Source organism: Curtobacterium sp. MCPF17_011 (assembly GCF_003234145.1).
In the GTDB taxonomy this organism is placed as follows: domain Bacteria; phylum Actinomycetota; class Actinomycetes; order Actinomycetales; family Microbacteriaceae; genus Curtobacterium.
This window is the reverse complement of the sequence record NZ_QKSK01000014.1, coordinates 1-17,048: the sequence shown is the minus strand read 5'-3', so window position 1 is coordinate 17,048 and position 17,048 is coordinate 1. Positions and strand designations below refer to the sequence as shown.

Sequence of the window (17,048 nt, the reverse complement as noted above, 5' to 3'; positions counted from 1 at the left end):
GGACCTGACCACCCACGCGACGGAGGCCCGACCCACGTGACGCGGGTCGGGCCTCCGGACCGGGTGGTGCGGGTCAGGATCCCGCGGGTGCCGTGTCCTGCGCGCCCTCGCCGACCAGACCGTCCGCGGTCACGACCGGGATCTGGCTCGTCGAGAACTCCTTCGCCCAGTCGGACCGCGCGAGTTCCGAGGTCGGGTCGTTGTAGTCGTCGATGACGCCGGCGACCTCGTCTTCAGACCCGACAGTGGGGCCGGAGCCCATGAGCGGCGTGGCGGCGGTCTCCTTGGTGAAGTACACCGCGACGAGCCCGATGACGGCCGCCAGCATGAGGTAGAAGGCGGGGATGTCCTCAGCCCAGCCGTAGCCGCCGTCCTTCGCCCAGTTGATGAGTGCGGCGGTGGCGAGCGGGGTGGTCCCGCCGAAGAGCGACACCGACACGTTGAACGCGATGGCCAAGGCGCCGTAGCGGATGATCGTCGGGAACAGCGCCGGCAGGGTGGACGGCATCGTCGACGTGAAGGTCACCAGGACCACGCCGAGGATGAGCAGGCCGGAGAAGACCCCGACGCCGGTGCCGGTCTGGACGAGTCCCAGCGTCGGCCAGGACAGGAGGAAGAAGCCGATGCAGCCGGCGGCGAGCACCGGACGACGACCGAAGCGGTCCGACAGCCGACCGCCGAACGTGATGACGACCATCATGAGCAGCATCACGACGACGATCAGGATGAGCCCGAACGTGGCGTTCTGGCCGAGGTTCTGCTCCAGGTAGGTCGGCATGTACGACAGCAGCATGTAGTCGGTCACGTTGAAGACCAGGACCAGCCCGATGCAGATGACGAGGGCACGCCAGTTCTCAGCGAAGAGCTTGAGGAACGGCGTCTTCTGCGACTCGCGCTCAGCGGCCTGCTCCTGCTGCTTCTGGAACGCCGGGGTCTCCTCGAGCTTCAGCCGCAGGTACAGGCCGATCAGGCCGAGCGGCCCGGCGATGATGAACGGGATGCGCCAACCCCAGCTGAGCAGGGCGTCCTCGGACAGGCCGAACTGCAGGCCGGTGACGATCGAGGCGCCCAGCACGTACCCGGCGAGCGTGCCGAACTCGAGCCACGAGCCCATGAACCCGCGCCGCTTGTCCGGCGAGTACTCGGCGATGAACGTCGCGGCGCCGCCGTACTCACCACCGGTCGAGAAGCCCTGCACGAAGCGGGCGACGAGCAGCAGGATCGGGGCCCAGACGCCGATCGTGTCGTACGACGGGATCAGGCCGATCATCAGCGTGCCGGCGGCCATCAGGATCATCGTCAGCGCGAGGACCTTCTGACGGCCGATCTTGTCGCCGATGGGACCGAAGACGGCGCCGCCGATCGGTCGGACGATGAACGCGGCCGCGAAGAAGCCGAAGGTCGCGACGACGTTCGACGCCGGGTCACCCTCCGGCAGGAAGACCTGCGAGATCGTGACCGTGAGGTAGGCGAAGATGCCGAAGTCGAACCACTCCATCGCGTTGCCGAGGGCCGCGGCGGCGACGGCACGCTTGAGCATCGACTCCTCGACGACGGTGACGTCGTCCTCGGTCAGCTTCCGTCGGGCACGCTTCACGGCCCCCTTCGTCCGCACGGCGCCCTTCGTCCGCAGCGGGCGGTCCGCCTGCTGCTGCTTCGGTGTGTCGTTGGCTGGCAAGGTGTTCCTCCGGTGTGCTGTGGCGTCCTTCGGGCTCCCGGCGGGACGGCCGGGCTTCCGGCGAGACAGCGACACTGGCGTCCTGCGAACCGCGCTCGCCGGACAAACCCCGGAAGCCTAGCAGGTGGGCTGTCCAGCGCGGGTCCACCGGTACGCTGAGGATCGCACCCGCACCACGCGGGGACACTCAGGCACCTCATCACGGACTCGGTGCCGCACATACGAACGGAAGGCGCAGCCATGACCAAGCCCATGCCCGACAAGCCATCGGTGGACGGACTCGAGCAGGTCTGGGGGCCGCAGTGGGAGCAGGACGGCACCTACCGGTTCGACCGCGACGCCGCGGGTGACCGGTCCGCCGTCTACTCGATCGACACCCCGCCGCCGACCGCCTCCGGCTCGCTGCACATCGGTCACGTGTTCTCGTACACGCACACCGACCTCAAGGCCCGGTTCGAACGGATGCGCGGCAAGCACGTCTTCTACCCGATGGGCTGGGACGACAACGGTCTCCCCACCGAGCGTCGCGTGCAGAACTACTACGGCGTCCGCTGCGACCCGTCGCTCCCCTACGACCCCGACTTCACCCCGCCGTTCGCCGGCGGTGACGGCAAGTCGAGCAAGGCCGCCGACCAGCTGCCGATCTCGCGCCGCAACTTCATCGAGCTGTGCGACGAGCTGACCGTGCAGGACGAACAGCAGTTCGAGGAGCTCTTCCGGACCCTCGGCCTCTCCGTCGACTGGACGCAGTCGTACCGCACGATCGACGCGACCTCCCGGGCCAGCGCGCAGCGTGCCTTCCTCCGCAACCTCGAGCGCGGCGAGGCCTACCAGGCCGACGCCCCGACGCTCTGGGACGTCACGTTCCGGACCGCGGTCGCGCAGGCCGAGCTCGAGGACAAGGAGATGCCCGGCGCGTACCACGGTCTGGCCTTCCACAAGAGCGACGGCAGCGGCGACGTCGTCATCCAGACCACCCGCCCCGAACTGCTGCCGGCGTGCGTCGCCCTCGTCGCGCACCCGGACGACGAGCGGTTCCAGGACCTCTTCGGCACGACGGTCCGCTCCCCGCTGTTCGACGTCGAGGTCCCGGTGCTCGCACACCACCTCGCGCAGAAGGACAAGGGCGCGGGCATCGCGATGATCTGCACGTTTGGTGACACCACCGACGTCGTCTGGTGGCGCGAACTGCAGCTGCCGAACCGCTCGGTCATCGGCTTCGACGGTCGCATCCGCTCCGACGAGCCGGACTGGATCGAGTCCGCGGAAGGCCGTGCGCTCTACGCCGAGATGGCCGGCAAGACGGTGTTCTCCGCCAAGAAGGTCGTCGTGGACGCCCTCACCGAGTCCGGCGAGCTGGTCGGCGACGTGAAGACGATCAACCACCCGGTGAAGTTCTTCGAGAAGGGCGACAAGCCGCTCGAGATCGTCTCCACCCGCCAGTGGTACATCGTGAACGGTGCCCGCGACGAGCAGCTCAAGAAGACGCTGCTCGAGCGCGGTGACCAGATCGCGTTCCACCCCGACTTCATGAAGGTCCGGTACGAGAACTGGGTCGGCGGCCTGTCCGGCGACTGGCTGATCTCCCGCCAGCGCTTCTTCGGCGTGCCGATCCCGGTCTGGTACCCGCTCGACGCCGACGGCAACCCGGTCTTCGACCAGCCGATCGTCCCGACCGAGGCGCAGCTGCCCGTCGACCCGTCGTCCGACCCGGCCCCCGGGTACGACGAGTCACAGCGCGGTGTCGCCGGTGGCTTCCAGGGTGAACTCGACGTGATGGACACCTGGGCGACCTCGTCCCTCACCCCGCAGCTCGCCGGCAAGTGGGAGACCGACCCGGCGCTCTACGACCTGGTGTACCCGTACGACGTCCGCCCGCAGGCGCAGGACATCATCCGGACCTGGCTGTTCACGACCGTCCTCCGCAGCCAGCTCGAGGCAGACGTGGTGCCGTGGAAGAACGCGTCGATCTCGGGCTTCATCGTGGACCCCGACCGCAAGAAGATGTCGAAGTCGAAGGGCAACGTCGTCACACCGCTGTCCGTCCTCGAGGCACACGGTGCCGACGCGGTCCGCTACTGGGCGGCCTCGTCGAAGCTCGGCACCGACGCGGCGTTCGACCCGCAGAACCCGAAGCAGATCAAGGTCGGTCGACGACTGGCGATCAAGGTCCTCAACGCGGCGAAGTTCGTCTACGGCTTCGAACTGCCCACCGGGGCCCACCGGGTCACCGAGGCGCTCGACGTCGACATGCTCGCCGCGCTCGGTACCGTCGTCGACCAGGCCACGGCCGCGTTCGACGCCTACGACCACGCCCGGGCGCTCGAGATCACCGAGCGGTTCTTCTGGACCTTCTGCGACGACTACCTCGAGCTCGTCAAGGAGCGTGCCTACGGCACCGCCCCCGACTCGGTCCACGAGACGCAGGCGAGCGCGGTCCTCGCGCTCCGCGGCGCGATCGACGTGCTGCTCCGCCTGCTGGCGCCGTTCCTGCCGTACGCGACGGAGGAAGTGTGGGCCTGGACCCACGACACCAGCGTGCACCGGGCCTCCTGGCCGGTCCGTGCCGACCTGCCGGTCGACCAGGCCGAGACCGGGCTGCTGGCCGCCGTCGGTCAGGCACTGATCGGCATCCGTGGTGCGAAGACCGCGGCGAAGGCGTCCCAGAAGACGCCGGTCACCCGGGCCGTCGTGCAGGCGCCCGCCGCCGTCCGTGAACTCGTCGAGCGGGCTGCCGTGGACCTGGCGGCCGTCGGCCGGATCCAGGACCTGTCGTTCGTCGATGGCGACGAGTTCGCCGTCGTCGAGATCGAGCTGGCGGAGCAGCCCTCGGCCTAGTCGACCCGGACCGGACACCGGACACCGGACGCCCCGTTACCGTGGAGACACGGGCGGGGCGTCCGTCGTTGCGGCGCCCTCCCCCGACACGGACTGGAGGCTCGCATGCAGTTGGGTACGAGATGGAACGTCGGCGCGGAACCACCCGCGCGACTGCCCGAGACGATGGTCGTCGCCGTGCGCGGAGTCGAGGACGAACTGGCCGCCGGCTCGGTCGACGCCTCGACGTGGCGCTGGACGCTGACGTTCCTGGAGGGCAAGCCGATGGTCGAGCTGGACGACGGGACGTCGATCCACCTGGACCCGCTCGGGCACGCGCAGGTGACCGACCCGGACGACGCGGGGTCCGAGGACTGAGCGCCTCACATGCTGACGAGAGCCGGCCTGCAGCACGGGACCACCGTGGTGCAGGCCGGCTCGGTCTCGGGTCAGGCGCCGACGCCCGTCCGGGATCGCCGAGGGATCAGGACTCGGCGAGCCAGGAGAGCAGCACCGCGTTGACCTCGGCGGTGTGCGTGGTGAGGAGGCCGTGGGGCGCGCCCTCGATCTCGACGTACTTCGCAGCCGGCAGGGCCTTGGTGAAGCGCCGGCCGGTGGCATCGATCGGCAGGATGTTGTCTGCCGTGCCGTGCACGATCAGCGCGGGAACGGTGACCTCCGGGATGTCCTTCCGGAAGTCCGTCGGCCAGGTCAGCGGTGCGGCCGCGGACGCGACCGAGCCGGAGCCGGCCGCGATGTTCCAGGCGTTGCGGACCTGCTCCTCGGAGATGCGGGTGCCGAGGTTCTCCGACAGGTTGAAGAAGTCCTGGTAGAAGTTCGTGAAGTACGCGTAGCGGTCCTGCTGCACGTCGGCGGCGACACCCTCGAAGAAGGACATCGGCGCGGCACCGTCGGGGTTGTCGTCGGTGATGGCGAGGAAGGGCTCGAGCGAGGCGAGGAACGCGACCCTGGCGATCCGGTCCTCACCGTGACGGGCGATGTAGCGGGCGATCTCGCCGGTGCCCATCGAGAAGCCGACGAGGATCACGTCCTGCAGGTCGAGGGTCTCGAGGACGGTGTGCAGGTCGTCGGCGAAGGTGTCGTAGTCGTAGCCGGTCGAGGGCTGCGAGGACTGCCCGAACCCGCGACGGTCGTACGTGATGACCCGGTAGCCGGCATCGAGCAGCGGTGGGACCTGGCCCTCCCACGAGTTGCCGTCCAGCGGGAACCCGTGGATCAGCACGATCGGCTGCCCCTGGCCCTTGTCCTCGTAGTGCAGTGCGATGTCGACGCTGTTCTCGGTACCGACGGTGATGGATCCCATGGTGTTCCTCCTGGTGAAGTGCACTGAGCCCCGTGGAGAACGGGCGTTCTCCGGTGGTTTCGCCTACACTAGAGAACGATCGTTCCCGGCGCAACTCCGATGCCGGTGGACACTGAGCGGACGGAGCACGCACATGGCGACGAGCACGGTCGAAGCCGAGACGGCAGCACGGATCGTCGAGACGGCGGACGCGCTCTTCTACACGCGCGGGATCCAGGCGGTCGGCATGGACGAGATCCGCTCGACCGCCGGTGTCTCGCTGAAGAAGCTCTACGCCGCGTTCCCCGGCAAGGAGCAGCTCATCGCCGCCGTGCTCGCCGGCCGCCACGAGTTCTGGGAGCAGGGCATCCGGGCCGCGGTCGACGCCGCCGACGGTCCGCGCGCGCAGTTGCTGGCCGTGTACGACTTCCTCGAGTCCTGGTTCGGGGACGAGACGTTCCGCGGGTGCGGATTCATCAACGCCTTCGGGGAGCTCGGCGCGACCTCCCCCGCGATCGCCGAGATCGCCCGCGACCACAAGGACTCGTTCCAGCGGTTCGTGGCCGAGATCACCGCGCGGGCCGTCCCCGACGCCGACCGAGCGGAGGAACTCGCGTCGCAGCTGGCCCTGCTCGCCGAGGGAGCGCAGACCACCGCGGCGATCGCGGGGACGACCGAGGCGGCAGTGCACGCACGCCGAGCAGCCGCGGTGCTCATCGACGCAGCGACGCACTAGGACCGAGGGGCTCGCGCGCCCGGCGCGGCGCTCACGTCGCTAGGTTGGGGCGATGGCCACTCCGTTCGATGGACCGAGCACCCTCCCCTACGCCCTCCCCCCGTTCGACGACGTCCGGACCGAGCACTACCGGCCGGCCTTCGACGCGGGCATGGCCGAACACCGCGCAGCGGTCGAGGCGATCGCCACCGACCCCGAACCGCCGACGTTCGAGAACACCCTCGTCGCGCTCGAGCGTGCCGGACAGCTGCTGCAGCGTGTCGAGATGGTCTTCTCCACCGTCACCTCGGCCGACTCCACCGACGAGCTCCGCGACCTCGAGGCCGAGCTCTCCCCGCTCCTCGCCGCTCACCGGGACGCGATCGTCCTGGACGGCCGCCTGTTCGCCCGGGTCCGCGCCGTGCACGACACGCTCGACGCCACCCCCGGTCGTTCCGACGAGGACCGCCGCCTGGCCGAACGCACGCTGACCGAGATGACCCTGGCCGGTGCAGGGCTCGACGACGCCGGCAAGGAGCGCCTGACCGCGGTCAACCAGGAGCTGTCGTCGCTGACGACGACGTTCGAACGCAACCTGCTCGAGGACACCAACGACGCCGCGGTGCACGTCACCGACGAAGCCGAACTCGCCGGCCTCGACGACGGTGCGAAGTCCGCCGCCGCGGCAGCCGCCGCCGACCGTGGTCTCGAGGGGTGGCTCGTCACCCTGCCGCTGTACACCGGGCACCCGTGGCTCGCGACCCTCACCGACCGCGGCCTCCGCCAGCGGATCATGGAGGCGTCGCTCTCCCGCGGCCGCCGCGGCAACGCGTTCGACAACCGGGCGGTCCTGCTCCGCATCGTCCGCCTCCGAGCCGAACGGGCCGAGCTGCTCGGCTTCCGCGACCACGCGTCGGTCGTCACCGCGGACGAGACGGCCCGTACCCCGGAAGCCGTGGCGGGCCTCCTGTCCTCGCTCGTCACCGCCGCCGTCGCGAACGCACGCGACGAGCGCGAGGCTCGTTCCCGCACCGTCGGCTTCGACGTCGAGTCGTGGGACTGGGCGTACGCCACGGAGGTGCTGCGGGGCGCCCAGTTCGCCGCCGACAGCAGTGCTCTCCGTCCGTACCTGGAGGCCGACCGGGTCCTGGTCGACGGCGTCTTCCATGCCGCAGGAGCCCTGTACGGCCTGCGCTTCACCGAGCGTCCCGACCTGCACGGCTACAACGACGAGGTCCGCGTCTTCGAGGTGGTCGACGAGCAGGACGCCCCCGTCGGGCTGTACCTGCTCGATCTGTACACGCGCGACGGCAAGCGCGGTGGTGCGTGGATGAACCCCGTCGTGGAGCAGTCGCACCTGCTCGGCACGCTGCCCGTCGTCGTGAACAACCTCAACGTGTCGAAGCCCGCGGTCGGCTCGCCGACGCTGCTGACGCAGGACGAGGTCGAGACCCTGTTCCACGAGTTCGGCCACGCCCTGCACGGGCTGATCGCCCGCACGACGTACCCCCGGTTCTCCGGCACGAACGTCGAGCGCGACTTCGTCGAGTTCCCGTCGCAGGTGAACGAGATGTGGGTCACGTGGCCGTCGGTCCTGGCGAACTACGCCAAGCACCACGAGACCGGTGCGCCGATGCCGCCCGAGCTCGTCCTGGGCCTCAGCGACTCGGAAGGGTTCAACGAGGGCTTCGGCACGACCGAGTACCTGGCCGCCGCGCTGCTCGACCAGGCGTGGCACCGGTTGAGCGCCGCCGACGCCGCTGCGGTCACGGACGTCGAGGCGTTCGAGCGGGAGGCCCTGGTCGCCGCCGGCATCGACGCCCCGGCCGTCCCGCCCCGCTACTCGTCGACGTACTTCGCGCACACGTTCTCCGGCGGGTACGACGCCGGCTACTACGGGTACATCTGGAGCGAGGTGCTCGACGCCGACACCGTGGAGTGGTTCCGCGAGCACGGCGGGCTGTCCCGCGAGGCCGGCGAACGCTTCGCACGGCTGCTGCTCGGCGTCGGCGGCGCGAAGGACCCCCTCGAGGCCTACCGCGAGTTCCGCGGCCGCGACGCCGAGGTCGGCCCGCTGCTGCGTCGCCGCGGGCTGGAGTAGCGCGGGCGGGGCGGTCGCCACGCGACACAGGAGCGCGCCCCGTCGAGGACGGGGCGCGCTCCTGTGTCCGGGGTGCGTTGGGCTACGCCGACTTCTCGACGCGCTTCGGCGCCGAACGCGGCACGATCGTCGGCGCCGCGTTCTCGAGCACCGAGGCCCGGGTGACGACGACGCGGGCGACGTCGTCGTCCGAGGGGACGTCGAACATGATCGGCCCGAGGACCTCTTCCATGATCGCGCGGAGGCCACGGGCACCGGTCTGGCGCAGGACGGCCAGGTCGGCGATCGCCTCGAGTGCAGCGTGGTCGAACTCGAGCTCGACGCCGTCGATCTGGAACATCCGCTGGTACTGACGGACCAGGGCGTTCTTCGGCTCGGTGAGGATCTGCATGAGCGCAGCCTGGTCGAGCTTCGACACCGTGGTGACCACGGGCAGACGACCGATGAACTCCGGGATCAGGCCGAACTTGTGCAGGTCTTCCGGCAGGACCTCCGAGTACAGGTCCTGGTGGTCGGTCGGGCTGTGCAGCTGGGCACCGAAGCCGATGCCGTGCTTGCCGACGCGCGAGGAGACGATCTCTTCCAGCCCGGCGAACGCACCGGCGACGATGAACAGGACGTTCGTCGTGTCGATCTGGATGAACTCCTGGTGCGGGTGCTTCCGACCCCCCTGCGGTGGGACCGAGGCGACCGTGCCCTCGAGGATCTTGAGCAGCGCCTGCTGCACGCCTTCGCCCGAGACGTCGCGCGTGATCGAGGGGTTCTCGGCCTTCCGCGCGATCTTGTCGACCTCGTCGATGTAGATGATGCCGGTCTCGGCACGCTTGACGTCGTAGTCGGCCGCCTGGATCAGCTTGAGGAGGATGTTCTCGACGTCCTCGCCGACGTAGCCGGCCTCGGTCAGGGCGGTGGCGTCCGCGACGGCGAACGGCACGTTGAGCCGCTTCGCGAGGGTCTGCGCCAGGTACGTCTTGCCGCAGCCGGTCGGGCCGATGAGCAGGATGTTCGACTTCGCGATCTCGACGTCGTCGCGGTCCTCGGCGGCGGTGATCTGCCCCTGTGCCCGGATCCGCTTGTAGTGGTTGTAGACGGCGACCGCGAGTGCGCGCTTCGCCGGGTCCTGCCCGATGACGTACTCCTGCAGGAAGTCGAAGATCTCGCGCGGCTTCGGCAGGTCGAACTCACCGCTGCCGGTGTCCTCACCCGCTTCGGCGAGGCGCTCTTCGATGATCTCGTTGCAGAGCTCGACGCATTCGTCGCAGATGTAGACGCCGGGTCCGGCGATCAGCTGCTGTACCTGCTTCTGGCTCTTCCCACAGAAGGAGCACTTCAGGAGGTCGGCGCTCTCTCCGATGCGTGCCATGCTCTCGGCCTTCCCTGGTCGACGTGCACCGCCAGTGCGGTCCACGAGGTCGTCGTGGACCGAGCCTAACCGCTCCCGGTGACACAGTCGGGGACCTCCGGCCTCGTTCGCCCAGGGCGTGGTCGGCCTGGTAGCGTGAGCGGCGTTGCTCTACAAGTTGTAGAGAACGGCTCCTGGAGGAACCATGCAGAAGCGCCTCGTCACCGGCGGTGTCGTGACCCTCGGCGTCGCCGCCGCCATCGTCCTCGGCACCGCGGCCTCGGCCAGCGCCCACGTCGAGGCCGAAGCGTCGTCGACCGCCGTCAACTCGTACACCACCGTCACGTTCTCCGTGCCGCACGGCTGCGACGGCTCCCCCACCACGAAGCTGCAGTTCCACGTCCCCGAGTCCGTGATCGAGGTCACGCCGACCGTGAACCCGAACTGGACGATCACGAAGGCGACCGAGCCGTACACGGCCCCGAGTTCCGCGGCCGGATCCGACGAGGACGCGGCGGAAGCGGCCGCGGAGCGCGTCACCAGCGTCACCTACACCGCGAAGACCCCGCTGCCCGCCGACGAGCGCGACACCTTCTCGCTCTCCTTCGCGCTGCCCGGCGGCAAGGCTGGAGACACCGTGTCGATGCCGGTCACGCAGACCTGCGAGCAGGGTTCCACCGAGTGGGACCAGGCGACGAAGGCCGGTCAGGCCGAGCCGGAGCACCCCGCACCCACGATCACCCTGACCGCCGCCGCATCGGGCGACGACGAGCACGGCACCACGGAGTCGACCGAGTCCGACACGTCGACCGCGACCACGGCCTCCGGCTCGTCGTCCTCAGCCCCGGCGGACCCGGACCTGGTCGGCCGTTTCCTCGGCCTCGGCGGCCTGCTCCTGGGTGCCGTCGCACTGGTCGTCTCGGTGGCCGCCACGCGCCGCCGCGGCAGCAGCAAGTGACGACGGGCGCCGAGCAGCCTGGCGTGCAGCCGGGCGCACGTCCGGCGGTGCGCCGCCGGATCCGGACCGGGAGGCTCGGTGCCGGGACGCTCGCCGCCCTCACGCTCGTGGGTGGTGCGGTCTTCGGCCTCGCGGCACCGGCCAGCGCGCACAACTACGTCGTGTCGGCGACCCCGGCGGCGAACAGCACGCTGACCGCGTTGCCGAAGACGTTCGCGATCACCACGAACGACCGACTGCTGGACATCGGCGACACGGACTCCGGGTTCGCGTTCCGGATCGTCGGTCCGGACGGGAAGTACTTCGAGGACGGGTGCGTCGACGTCACCGGCCCCACGATGTCCACCACGGCGGCCCTCGGCGCGTCCGGCGATTACCAGGCCGAGTGGCAGATCATCTCGGCCGACGGGCACACCGTCTCGGACTCGTACGACTTCACGTGGAAGGCGCCAGCGGGCTTCACCCCGGCCACCGGCACCACGAAGCCGCCGACCTGCGCGAAAGGCGGCAACGGCTCGACCGCCGCGGCGAGCACGACGGGCACCGAGTCCGGCGAACCGGCGTCCGCGGCGTCCGACGCCCTGTGGATCGGCGCGGGCGGACTCGTCGTCGTGGCCGCGATCGTCGCCGTCCTGCTGCTCGTCCGTCGTCGCCCGGCTCCCGCCGCTGACGACGCCGACGAGGACTGACAAGCCGGCCGACTGGCTTCGTCCCGAGCGGTCGCCACACCCCCGCTCGCCGTGCCCGAACTCGGGTACCCGAGCGGTCACGAATCGTCGGACTGGTCTCGCCAGAGCGACCGTTCGTGACCACTCGGCGAAACGCGTGCGGTGAGTCGTGACCAGCGGGCGGACGGCTGCGGACATGCGGAGGCGCGACGAGCCTCCCGTCCGCCGCCGACGCCTCGAAGGCTCGTCTGACACTCCCGCGCCCCGTCATCGAGTGGTCACAAGAGGTCGTTCTCGGCCCGCCGTACCGACGACACGTGACCGCCCGGCGAAGGTGAACGGGGCGTCGCCGCGGCAGATCCGCTCACCCCGGGGACGACGGCCGGTCCCCGGGAACGACGACGGCCCCGCACCGATGAGGTGCGGGGCCGTCGTGTGTCCGGGTGCTACTTGACGAGCGCGGGGACGTTCTTGCGGCTGGTGAGGACCTGGTCGATCAGGCCGTACTCCACGGCTTCCTGCGCCGACATGATCTTGTCGCGCTCGATGTCGTGGTTGATCTCGGCCGGCGTCTTGTTCGAGTGCTTCGACAGCGTCTCTTCGAGCCAGGTCCGCATGCGGAGGATCTCCGCCGCCTGGATCTCGATGTCGGACGCCTGACCGCCACCCTGCTGGACGGCGGGCTGGTGGATGAGCACACGGGCGTTCGGGAGCGCCAGGCGCTTGCCCGGCGTACCGCCAGCCAGGAGCACCGACGCGGCCGAGGCCGCCTGACCGAGGCAGACCGTCTGGATCTGCGGACGGATGTACTGCATGGTGTCGTAGATCGCCGTCATCGCGGTGAACGAGCCACCGGGCGAGTTGATGTACATGACGATGTCGCGGTCGGGGTCCATCGACTCGAGCACGAGCAGCTGGGCCATGACGTCGTCGGCCGACGCGTCGTCGACCTGGACACCGAGGAACACGATGCGGTCCTCGAAGAGCTTCGCGTACGGGTCCTGCCGCTTGTAGCCGTAGGCCGTGCGCTCCTCGAAGCTCGGGAGGATGTACCGATCAGAGGGGGCCGGGACGTTCTGCGCGCCACCGAGCATGGGGAGATGCATTCTCGTTTCCTTTTCTTCGGTGGGGATCAGGACTGGGCGTCGGGCTCGGCCGCAGGGGTCTGCGTCTCGCCGTCGTTGACGGTTCCGCCACCACCGACGACCTCGGCGGACGAGGCGCGGAGGTGGTCGACGAAGCCGTACTCCAGGGCTTCCTGCGCCGAGAACCAGTTGTCGCGGTCGTTGTCCTTGAGGATCTGCTCGATGGACTTGCCGGTCTGCTCCGCCGTGAGCTCGGCCATCCGCTGCTTCATGTCGAGGATGACCTTCGCCTGCGTCTGGATGTCGGCAGCGGTGCCACCGAACCCACCGGACGGCTGGTGCAGGAGCACGCGTGCGTTCGGCGTGATGTAGCGCTTGCCGGGCGTGCCGGACGAGAGCAGGAACTGCCCCATCGAGGCGGCGAGGCCGATGCCCACCGTGACGATGTCGTTCGGCACGAACTGCATCGTGTCGTAGATCGCCATGCCGGCGGTGATCGAGCCACCGGGCGAGTTGATGTAGAGGTAGATGTCCTTCTCAGGGTCCTCGGCGGCGAGCAGCAGCAGCTTGGCTGCGATCTCGTTCGAGTTGTCGTCGCGGACCTCGGAGCCGAGCCACACGATCCGGTCTCTCAGAAGGCGGTCAAAAACACTGGGGTTCAGTGTTGCTTCGGCCATGGAAAAGCTCCCGTTCAGTTGTCGCTTGTTGTCGAACTTATCGGTTGCAACGCACGCGGTCGCGCCTGTTCGCTGTCGGCAATGCGGTCGACCGCAAACCGACCGCGGACGCACAGGAGGCGCGGTGCCAGTGAACTGGTCCCCGGATCTTGGACTGCTTAGTTGGTTCGAGATCCGGGGATGGTTCTGTTGGGTGGTAACGCGTCATCGTTGACTGGTGCGCAGCGCACTGCTGCGGTGGGCTGGTTCGAGCAGGGACTGGCTGATTGGGCGACCGCGCGTCGGTTGGGAGTTGCTCGCACTCCGGTGAAACGGTTGCATCGACGGTGGTGGCTGCATGGCGTGGAGGTGCTCGTGGACGAACCCAGACGCTCGTACTCGTTCGAGGTCAAACGCGATCTCGTGCGCCGGTTCCTCGCCGGTGAGAACGCCGACACGTTGGCCGCCGAGGGTGGCCTCTCGTCGACGTTGCTACTGCGCAAGTGGGTGAACCTCGCCCGCAAGGACGGTGAAGACGCGCTGCGACCGCGCCGCGTGGGCCGGCCGAGAGCGGTCCCCGAGGATGAGCTGTCCGAGGTGGAACGGCTGCGACGGGAGAACGAACTCCTGCGGGCGGAGAACGCGTACCTGGGAAAATTGCGGGCCTTGCAAGCCCAGCAACGGCGCGGGTGAGAACCGCTGCCGTCGCCGCTTGCAAGGCCGCTCATCGCCTGGACGATCTCCTGCGGATTGCCGGGCTTGCCCGGTCGACGTTCTTTTACCACCAGGCCCGCCTGGACCGTCGGGACCGGCATGTCGACACCGCTGCGGCCGTCCGCGCCGTGTTCGTGCATGCCAAGGGCCGATACGGGCACCGCCGGATCCACGCTCAGTTGCGTCGCGACGGGCGCCGAGTGGCGAAGAAGACGGTGCTGGCCTTGATGCGGCAGGAACGGCTGGTCTGCGTGGTGCGGCGCCGGAAGCGGTACTCGTCCTACGGCGGCGAGGTCGGCCGGATCGCACCGAACCTGCTTGACCGGAACTTCACCGCGACCGCGCCAGAGCAGAAGTGGGTCACCGACGTCACCGAGTTCCGCATCGGAACCGGCAAGCTCTACCTCTCCGCGGTGCTGGACCTGTTCGACCGGCGGATCATCGCGCACCGGACGGGGACGAGCCCGACACTGGAACTGACCAACGGGTCCCTCCGGGACGCCCTCACGGCCGCGCCGGGTGCGACACCGATGGTGCACTCCGACCAGGGCGTCCACTACCAGCACCGGTCCTGGCGAGGCATCCTGACCACCGCTGGTGCCCTCCAGTCGATGTCGCGGAAGGGCAACTGTCACGACAACGCGATCATCGAGAACTTCTTCGGTCACCTCAAAGCCGAGATGTTCCACCCCGCCCGCTTCGCTGACACAAGCGAGCTGGATACCGCGATCACGGACTACATCGCCTGGTGGAACACCACCCGCATCCAGGAACGCCTCGAGGGCATGAGCCCGGTCCAATACCGAGCCCATGCCCTCGCGGCATAACCTGAATTCACAGTCCAACAAACAGGGACCAGTTCACAGCTGGCACCGCGCCTCCTGTTGCGGAATGGCTCCCGACTACTTCGCGTCGGCCTCGGCGGACTCGTCGTCGGTCTCGTCGGACTCGACGTCGTCACCCTCGGCGACACCCGCGGTGAACGCGGAGAGGTCGACCGGGTTGCCGGCGGTGTCCTTCACGGTGACCTTCGACAGCACCGTGGCGACGGCCTTCGAGCGAGCGACCTCGCCGACCATGCCGGGGATCTGGCCGTTCTGGTCGATGACCTTGATGAACTCGGCCGGCTCCATGCCGTACTGCGCGGCGGCCTGGATCAGGTACTGCGTGAGCTCTTCCTGCGAGACCTGGATCTGCTCCTTCTCGGCGATGGAGTCGAGGAGGATCTGCGAGCGGAAGGCCTTCTCGCTGGACTCGGCGACCTCCTTGCGGTGCTCGTCGTCCTCCAGACGGTTCTCCTGCTCGAGGTGACGGTGCACCTCGTCCTCGATGAGCTTCTCGGAGATCGGGATCTCCACCGACTCGAGGAGCTGCTCGACGAGCTTGTCGCGTGCCGCAGCGCCCTGGCCGAAGGTCTTCGACTTGGCGATCTGCTCCTTGAGGTCCGCCTTCAGCTCGTCCAGCGTGTCGAACTGGCTCGCGATCTGGGCGAACTCGTCGTCGGCCTCGGGGAGCTCGCGCTCCTTGACGGCGGTGACGGTGACGGCGATCTGGGCGGTCTCGCCCTCGCGGTCGCCACCGACGAGCTTCGACTCGAAGGTGGTGGACTCGCCTGCGGTGAGGGACTCGAGTGCCTCGTCGATGCCCTCGAGCAGGTCGCCCGAGCCGATCTCGTAGGAGACGCCGGTGGCCGAGTCGACCTCTTCGTCACCGATGGTGGCGGTCAGGTCGAGCTGGGCGAAGTCGCCCGAGGTGGCCGGACGGTCCACGGTCACGAGGGTGCCGAAGCGCGTGCGGAGGTTCTGCAGCTCTTCGTCGATCTCGTCGTCGGAGACCTCGACCGCGTCGACCGTCAGCTCGAAGGAGCCGTAGTCGGGCAGGTCGAACTCGGGACGGACGTCGACCTCGAAGGTGAGGACGAGGTCGCCGGAGAAGTCCTTCACGTTCGGGAGCTCGGCGACGTCGGCCTCGGCACGGCCGAGGATGCGCAGCTCCTGCTCGTCCACCGCCTGGCGGTAGAAGGTGTCGATGGCGTCGCCGACGGCGTGGTTCAGGACCTCGCCGCGACCGACGCGCTGATCGACGATCGCCGGCGGGACCTTGCCCTTGCGGAAGCCGGGGATGTTGATCTGCTCTGCGATGTGCTTGTACGCGTGGTCGATGCTCGGCTTGAGATCGTCCGGCGTCACGTTCACGGTGAGCTTGACGCGGGTGTCGCTCACCTTGTCGACGGTGCTGGTGGCCAAGGGATGTTCTCCTGTTGGTTGACGTTCGATGTGACCTGGTCGGGGCGACAGGATTTGAACCTGCGACCTCCCGCTCCCAAAGCGGGCGCTCTACCAAGCTGAGCTACGCCCCGGTACGAGGGCCAGGATCGTCGCGTGCGCCGTTCAGCGCGCGGGCAGGACGAATCCAACCCAGCGACCTCGACGAGTCTAGCGGGCTCCAGGTGCGCGCCGCCCGGGAGGACCGCCGGTTGTGGGAAGTCATCCGTCCGCGGACTGCCGCAGACCCCGGCGCCACTGCACCCCGACGACGACCTGGACGGCCAGAGCGGCCACCCCGAGGAGCAGCCCGACGACGATCCGCCACACGTGCAGCAGTGCGTGCCACGGCTGGGTCTGCGGGTCGCCGAACAACTCCGGGCGGAGCGAGAGCACCACCGCGGCGACGGCCACCAGCACGTACGACAGCACCCGGGAGCGCCTGATCGTGCGCTGCGACGACTCGTCCGGCGGCGGCAGGATCATGGGGGTGTCGTTCGTCCGGTATGGTGGTGGGGCTGCGACATGTGCGCAGGCGCGGGGATGTAGCTCAATGGTAGAGCCCCAGTCTTCCAAACTGGCTACGCGGGTTCGATTCCCGTCATCCCCTCAACAGACGCGAACCGGCACAGCGCCGATCCTCGATTCCCGTCATCCCCTCCACAGACGCGAACCGGCACAGCGCCGATCCTCGATTCCCGTCATCCCCTCCACAGACGCGAACCGGCACAGCGCCGATCCTCGATT

General features: G+C 68.9%; 15 protein-coding genes and 2 tRNA genes. 9 read left to right on the top strand and 8 right to left on the bottom strand.

Annotated elements, in window-relative coordinates:
• Positions 1-73 precede the first annotated feature (73 nt).
• Positions 74-1,678, bottom strand: a complete 1,605-nt coding sequence (gene proP, locus DEJ25_RS14710; protein ID WP_258366518.1) for a glycine betaine/L-proline transporter ProP — start codon at positions 1,676-1,678, stop codon at positions 74-76.
• 240 nt (positions 1,679-1,918) lie between these two features.
• Between proP and valS the strand changes: the two genes are divergently transcribed.
• Both valS and DEJ25_RS14700 read left to right on the top strand, forming a co-directional pair.
• A complete protein-coding gene (gene valS / locus DEJ25_RS14705) occupies positions 1,919-4,516 on the top strand; it encodes a valine--tRNA ligase (RefSeq protein WP_258366310.1) in 2,598 nt (865 codons plus the stop codon).
• Between the two features lie 105 nt (positions 4,517-4,621).
• Positions 4,622-4,873 carry a hypothetical protein gene (locus tag DEJ25_RS14700; protein WP_110903992.1) on the top strand — a complete coding sequence of 84 codons (252 nt, stop codon included), beginning with the start codon at positions 4,622-4,624 and terminating at the stop codon, positions 4,871-4,873.
• A 106-nt stretch (positions 4,874-4,979) separates the two neighbouring features.
• On the opposite strand, the gene DEJ25_RS14695 is transcribed toward DEJ25_RS14700, so the two are convergent.
• Positions 4,980-5,819 carry an alpha/beta fold hydrolase gene (locus DEJ25_RS14695; RefSeq protein ID WP_111045156.1) on the bottom strand — a complete coding sequence of 280 codons (840 nt, stop codon included), beginning with the start codon at positions 5,817-5,819 and terminating at the stop codon, positions 4,980-4,982.
• A gap of 133 nt (positions 5,820-5,952) precedes the next feature.
• Here DEJ25_RS14695 and DEJ25_RS14690 point away from each other — a divergent pair, with 133 nt between their 5' ends.
• Positions 5,953-6,534 (top strand): TetR/AcrR family transcriptional regulator, encoded by a 582-nt coding sequence (locus DEJ25_RS14690; RefSeq protein WP_111045155.1) that lies wholly within the window; start codon positions 5,953-5,955, stop codon positions 6,532-6,534.
• A 52-nt stretch (positions 6,535-6,586) separates the two neighbouring features.
• Positions 6,587-8,614, top strand: a complete 2,028-nt coding sequence (locus tag DEJ25_RS14685) for a M3 family metallopeptidase (protein ID WP_111045154.1) — start codon at positions 6,587-6,589, stop codon at positions 8,612-8,614.
• Between the two features lie 82 nt (positions 8,615-8,696).
• Here DEJ25_RS14685 and clpX read toward each other — a convergent pair whose 3' ends face one another.
• Entirely contained in the window at positions 8,697-9,977 is a 1,281-nt protein-coding gene (gene clpX / locus DEJ25_RS14680; RefSeq protein WP_110903996.1) for an ATP-dependent Clp protease ATP-binding subunit ClpX, read from the bottom strand.
• A 184-nt stretch (positions 9,978-10,161) separates the two neighbouring features.
• Here clpX and DEJ25_RS14675 point away from each other — a divergent pair, with 184 nt between their 5' ends.
• Both DEJ25_RS14675 and DEJ25_RS14670 read left to right on the top strand, forming a co-directional pair.
• On the top strand, positions 10,162-10,914 hold the full coding sequence (locus DEJ25_RS14675; protein ID WP_110903997.1) for a YcnI family protein: 753 nt from the start codon (positions 10,162-10,164) through the stop codon (positions 10,912-10,914).
• Between the two features lie 23 nt (positions 10,915-10,937).
• Positions 10,938-11,603 carry a copper resistance CopC family protein gene (locus DEJ25_RS14670; protein ID WP_181427463.1) on the top strand — a complete coding sequence of 222 codons (666 nt, stop codon included), beginning with the start codon at positions 10,938-10,940 and terminating at the stop codon, positions 11,601-11,603.
• A gap of 425 nt (positions 11,604-12,028) precedes the next feature.
• On the opposite strand, the gene DEJ25_RS14665 is transcribed toward DEJ25_RS14670, so the two are convergent.
• Together DEJ25_RS14665 and DEJ25_RS14660 are read right to left on the bottom strand one after the other, a co-directional pair.
• Positions 12,029-12,688 carry an ATP-dependent Clp protease proteolytic subunit gene (locus DEJ25_RS14665; RefSeq protein ID WP_110903998.1) on the bottom strand — a complete coding sequence of 220 codons (660 nt, stop codon included), beginning with the start codon at positions 12,686-12,688 and terminating at the stop codon, positions 12,029-12,031.
• Between the two features lie 26 nt (positions 12,689-12,714).
• Positions 12,715-13,344 (bottom strand): ATP-dependent Clp protease proteolytic subunit, encoded by a 630-nt coding sequence (locus DEJ25_RS14660; protein WP_110903999.1) that lies wholly within the window; start codon positions 13,342-13,344, stop codon positions 12,715-12,717.
• Between the two features lie 354 nt (positions 13,345-13,698).
• Between DEJ25_RS14660 and DEJ25_RS16900 the strand changes: the two genes are divergently transcribed.
• Both DEJ25_RS16900 and DEJ25_RS14650 read left to right on the top strand, forming a co-directional pair.
• A complete protein-coding gene (locus DEJ25_RS16900; protein WP_220033238.1) occupies positions 13,699-14,016 on the top strand; it encodes a helix-turn-helix domain-containing protein in 318 nt (105 codons plus the stop codon).
• Entirely contained in the window at positions 14,013-14,864 is an 852-nt protein-coding gene (locus DEJ25_RS14650; protein ID WP_220033237.1) for an IS3 family transposase, read from the top strand. The genes DEJ25_RS16900 and DEJ25_RS14650 overlap by 4 nt, the downstream gene beginning before the upstream one ends.
• A 75-nt stretch (positions 14,865-14,939) precedes the next feature.
• On the opposite strand, the gene tig is transcribed toward DEJ25_RS14650, so the two are convergent.
• The 3 genes from tig to DEJ25_RS14635 all read right to left on the bottom strand — a co-directional run bounded on the left by tig (position 14,940) and on the right by DEJ25_RS14635 (position 16,787).
• Positions 14,940-16,283 carry a trigger factor gene (gene tig / locus DEJ25_RS14645; RefSeq protein WP_111045152.1) on the bottom strand — a complete coding sequence of 448 codons (1,344 nt, stop codon included), beginning with the start codon at positions 16,281-16,283 and terminating at the stop codon, positions 14,940-14,942.
• A 36-nt stretch (positions 16,284-16,319) separates the two neighbouring features.
• A tRNA-Pro gene (locus DEJ25_RS14640) sits at positions 16,320-16,396 on the bottom strand.
• Positions 16,397-16,523: 127 nt separating this feature from the next.
• Entirely contained in the window at positions 16,524-16,787 is a 264-nt protein-coding gene (locus DEJ25_RS14635) for a hypothetical protein (RefSeq protein ID WP_110904001.1), read from the bottom strand.
• A gap of 53 nt (positions 16,788-16,840) precedes the next feature.
• Here DEJ25_RS14635 and DEJ25_RS14630 point away from each other — a divergent pair.
• Positions 16,841-16,911: transfer RNA gene (locus DEJ25_RS14630), tRNA-Gly, on the top strand.
• Positions 16,912-17,048 lie beyond the last annotated feature (137 nt).

Excerpts from the sequence above, each read along its gene's own strand:
- DEJ25_RS14700 (WP_110903992.1), top strand. The coding sequence starts at position 4,622 with ATGCAGTTGGGTACGAGATGGAACGTCGGCGCGGAACCACCCGCGCGA.
- DEJ25_RS14635 (WP_110904001.1), bottom strand. The coding sequence starts at position 16,787 with ATGATCCTGCCGCCGCCGGACGAGTCGTCGCAGCGCACGATCAGGCGC.
- DEJ25_RS14690 (WP_111045155.1), top strand. The coding sequence starts at position 5,953 with ATGGCGACGAGCACGGTCGAAGCCGAGACGGCAGCACGGATCGTCGAG.
- valS (WP_258366310.1), top strand. The coding sequence starts at position 1,919 with ATGACCAAGCCCATGCCCGACAAGCCATCGGTGGACGGACTCGAGCAG.
- DEJ25_RS14660 (WP_110903999.1), bottom strand. The coding sequence starts at position 13,344 with ATGGCCGAAGCAACACTGAACCCCAGTGTTTTTGACCGCCTTCTGAGA.
- clpX (WP_110903996.1), bottom strand. The coding sequence starts at position 9,977 with ATGGCACGCATCGGAGAGAGCGCCGACCTCCTGAAGTGCTCCTTCTGT.
- DEJ25_RS14695 (WP_111045156.1), bottom strand. The coding sequence starts at position 5,819 with ATGGGATCCATCACCGTCGGTACCGAGAACAGCGTCGACATCGCACTG.
- DEJ25_RS14675 (WP_110903997.1), top strand. The coding sequence starts at position 10,162 with ATGCAGAAGCGCCTCGTCACCGGCGGTGTCGTGACCCTCGGCGTCGCC.
- DEJ25_RS14685 (WP_111045154.1), top strand. The coding sequence starts at position 6,587 with ATGGCCACTCCGTTCGATGGACCGAGCACCCTCCCCTACGCCCTCCCC.
- DEJ25_RS14665 (WP_110903998.1), bottom strand. The coding sequence starts at position 12,688 with ATGCATCTCCCCATGCTCGGTGGCGCGCAGAACGTCCCGGCCCCCTCT.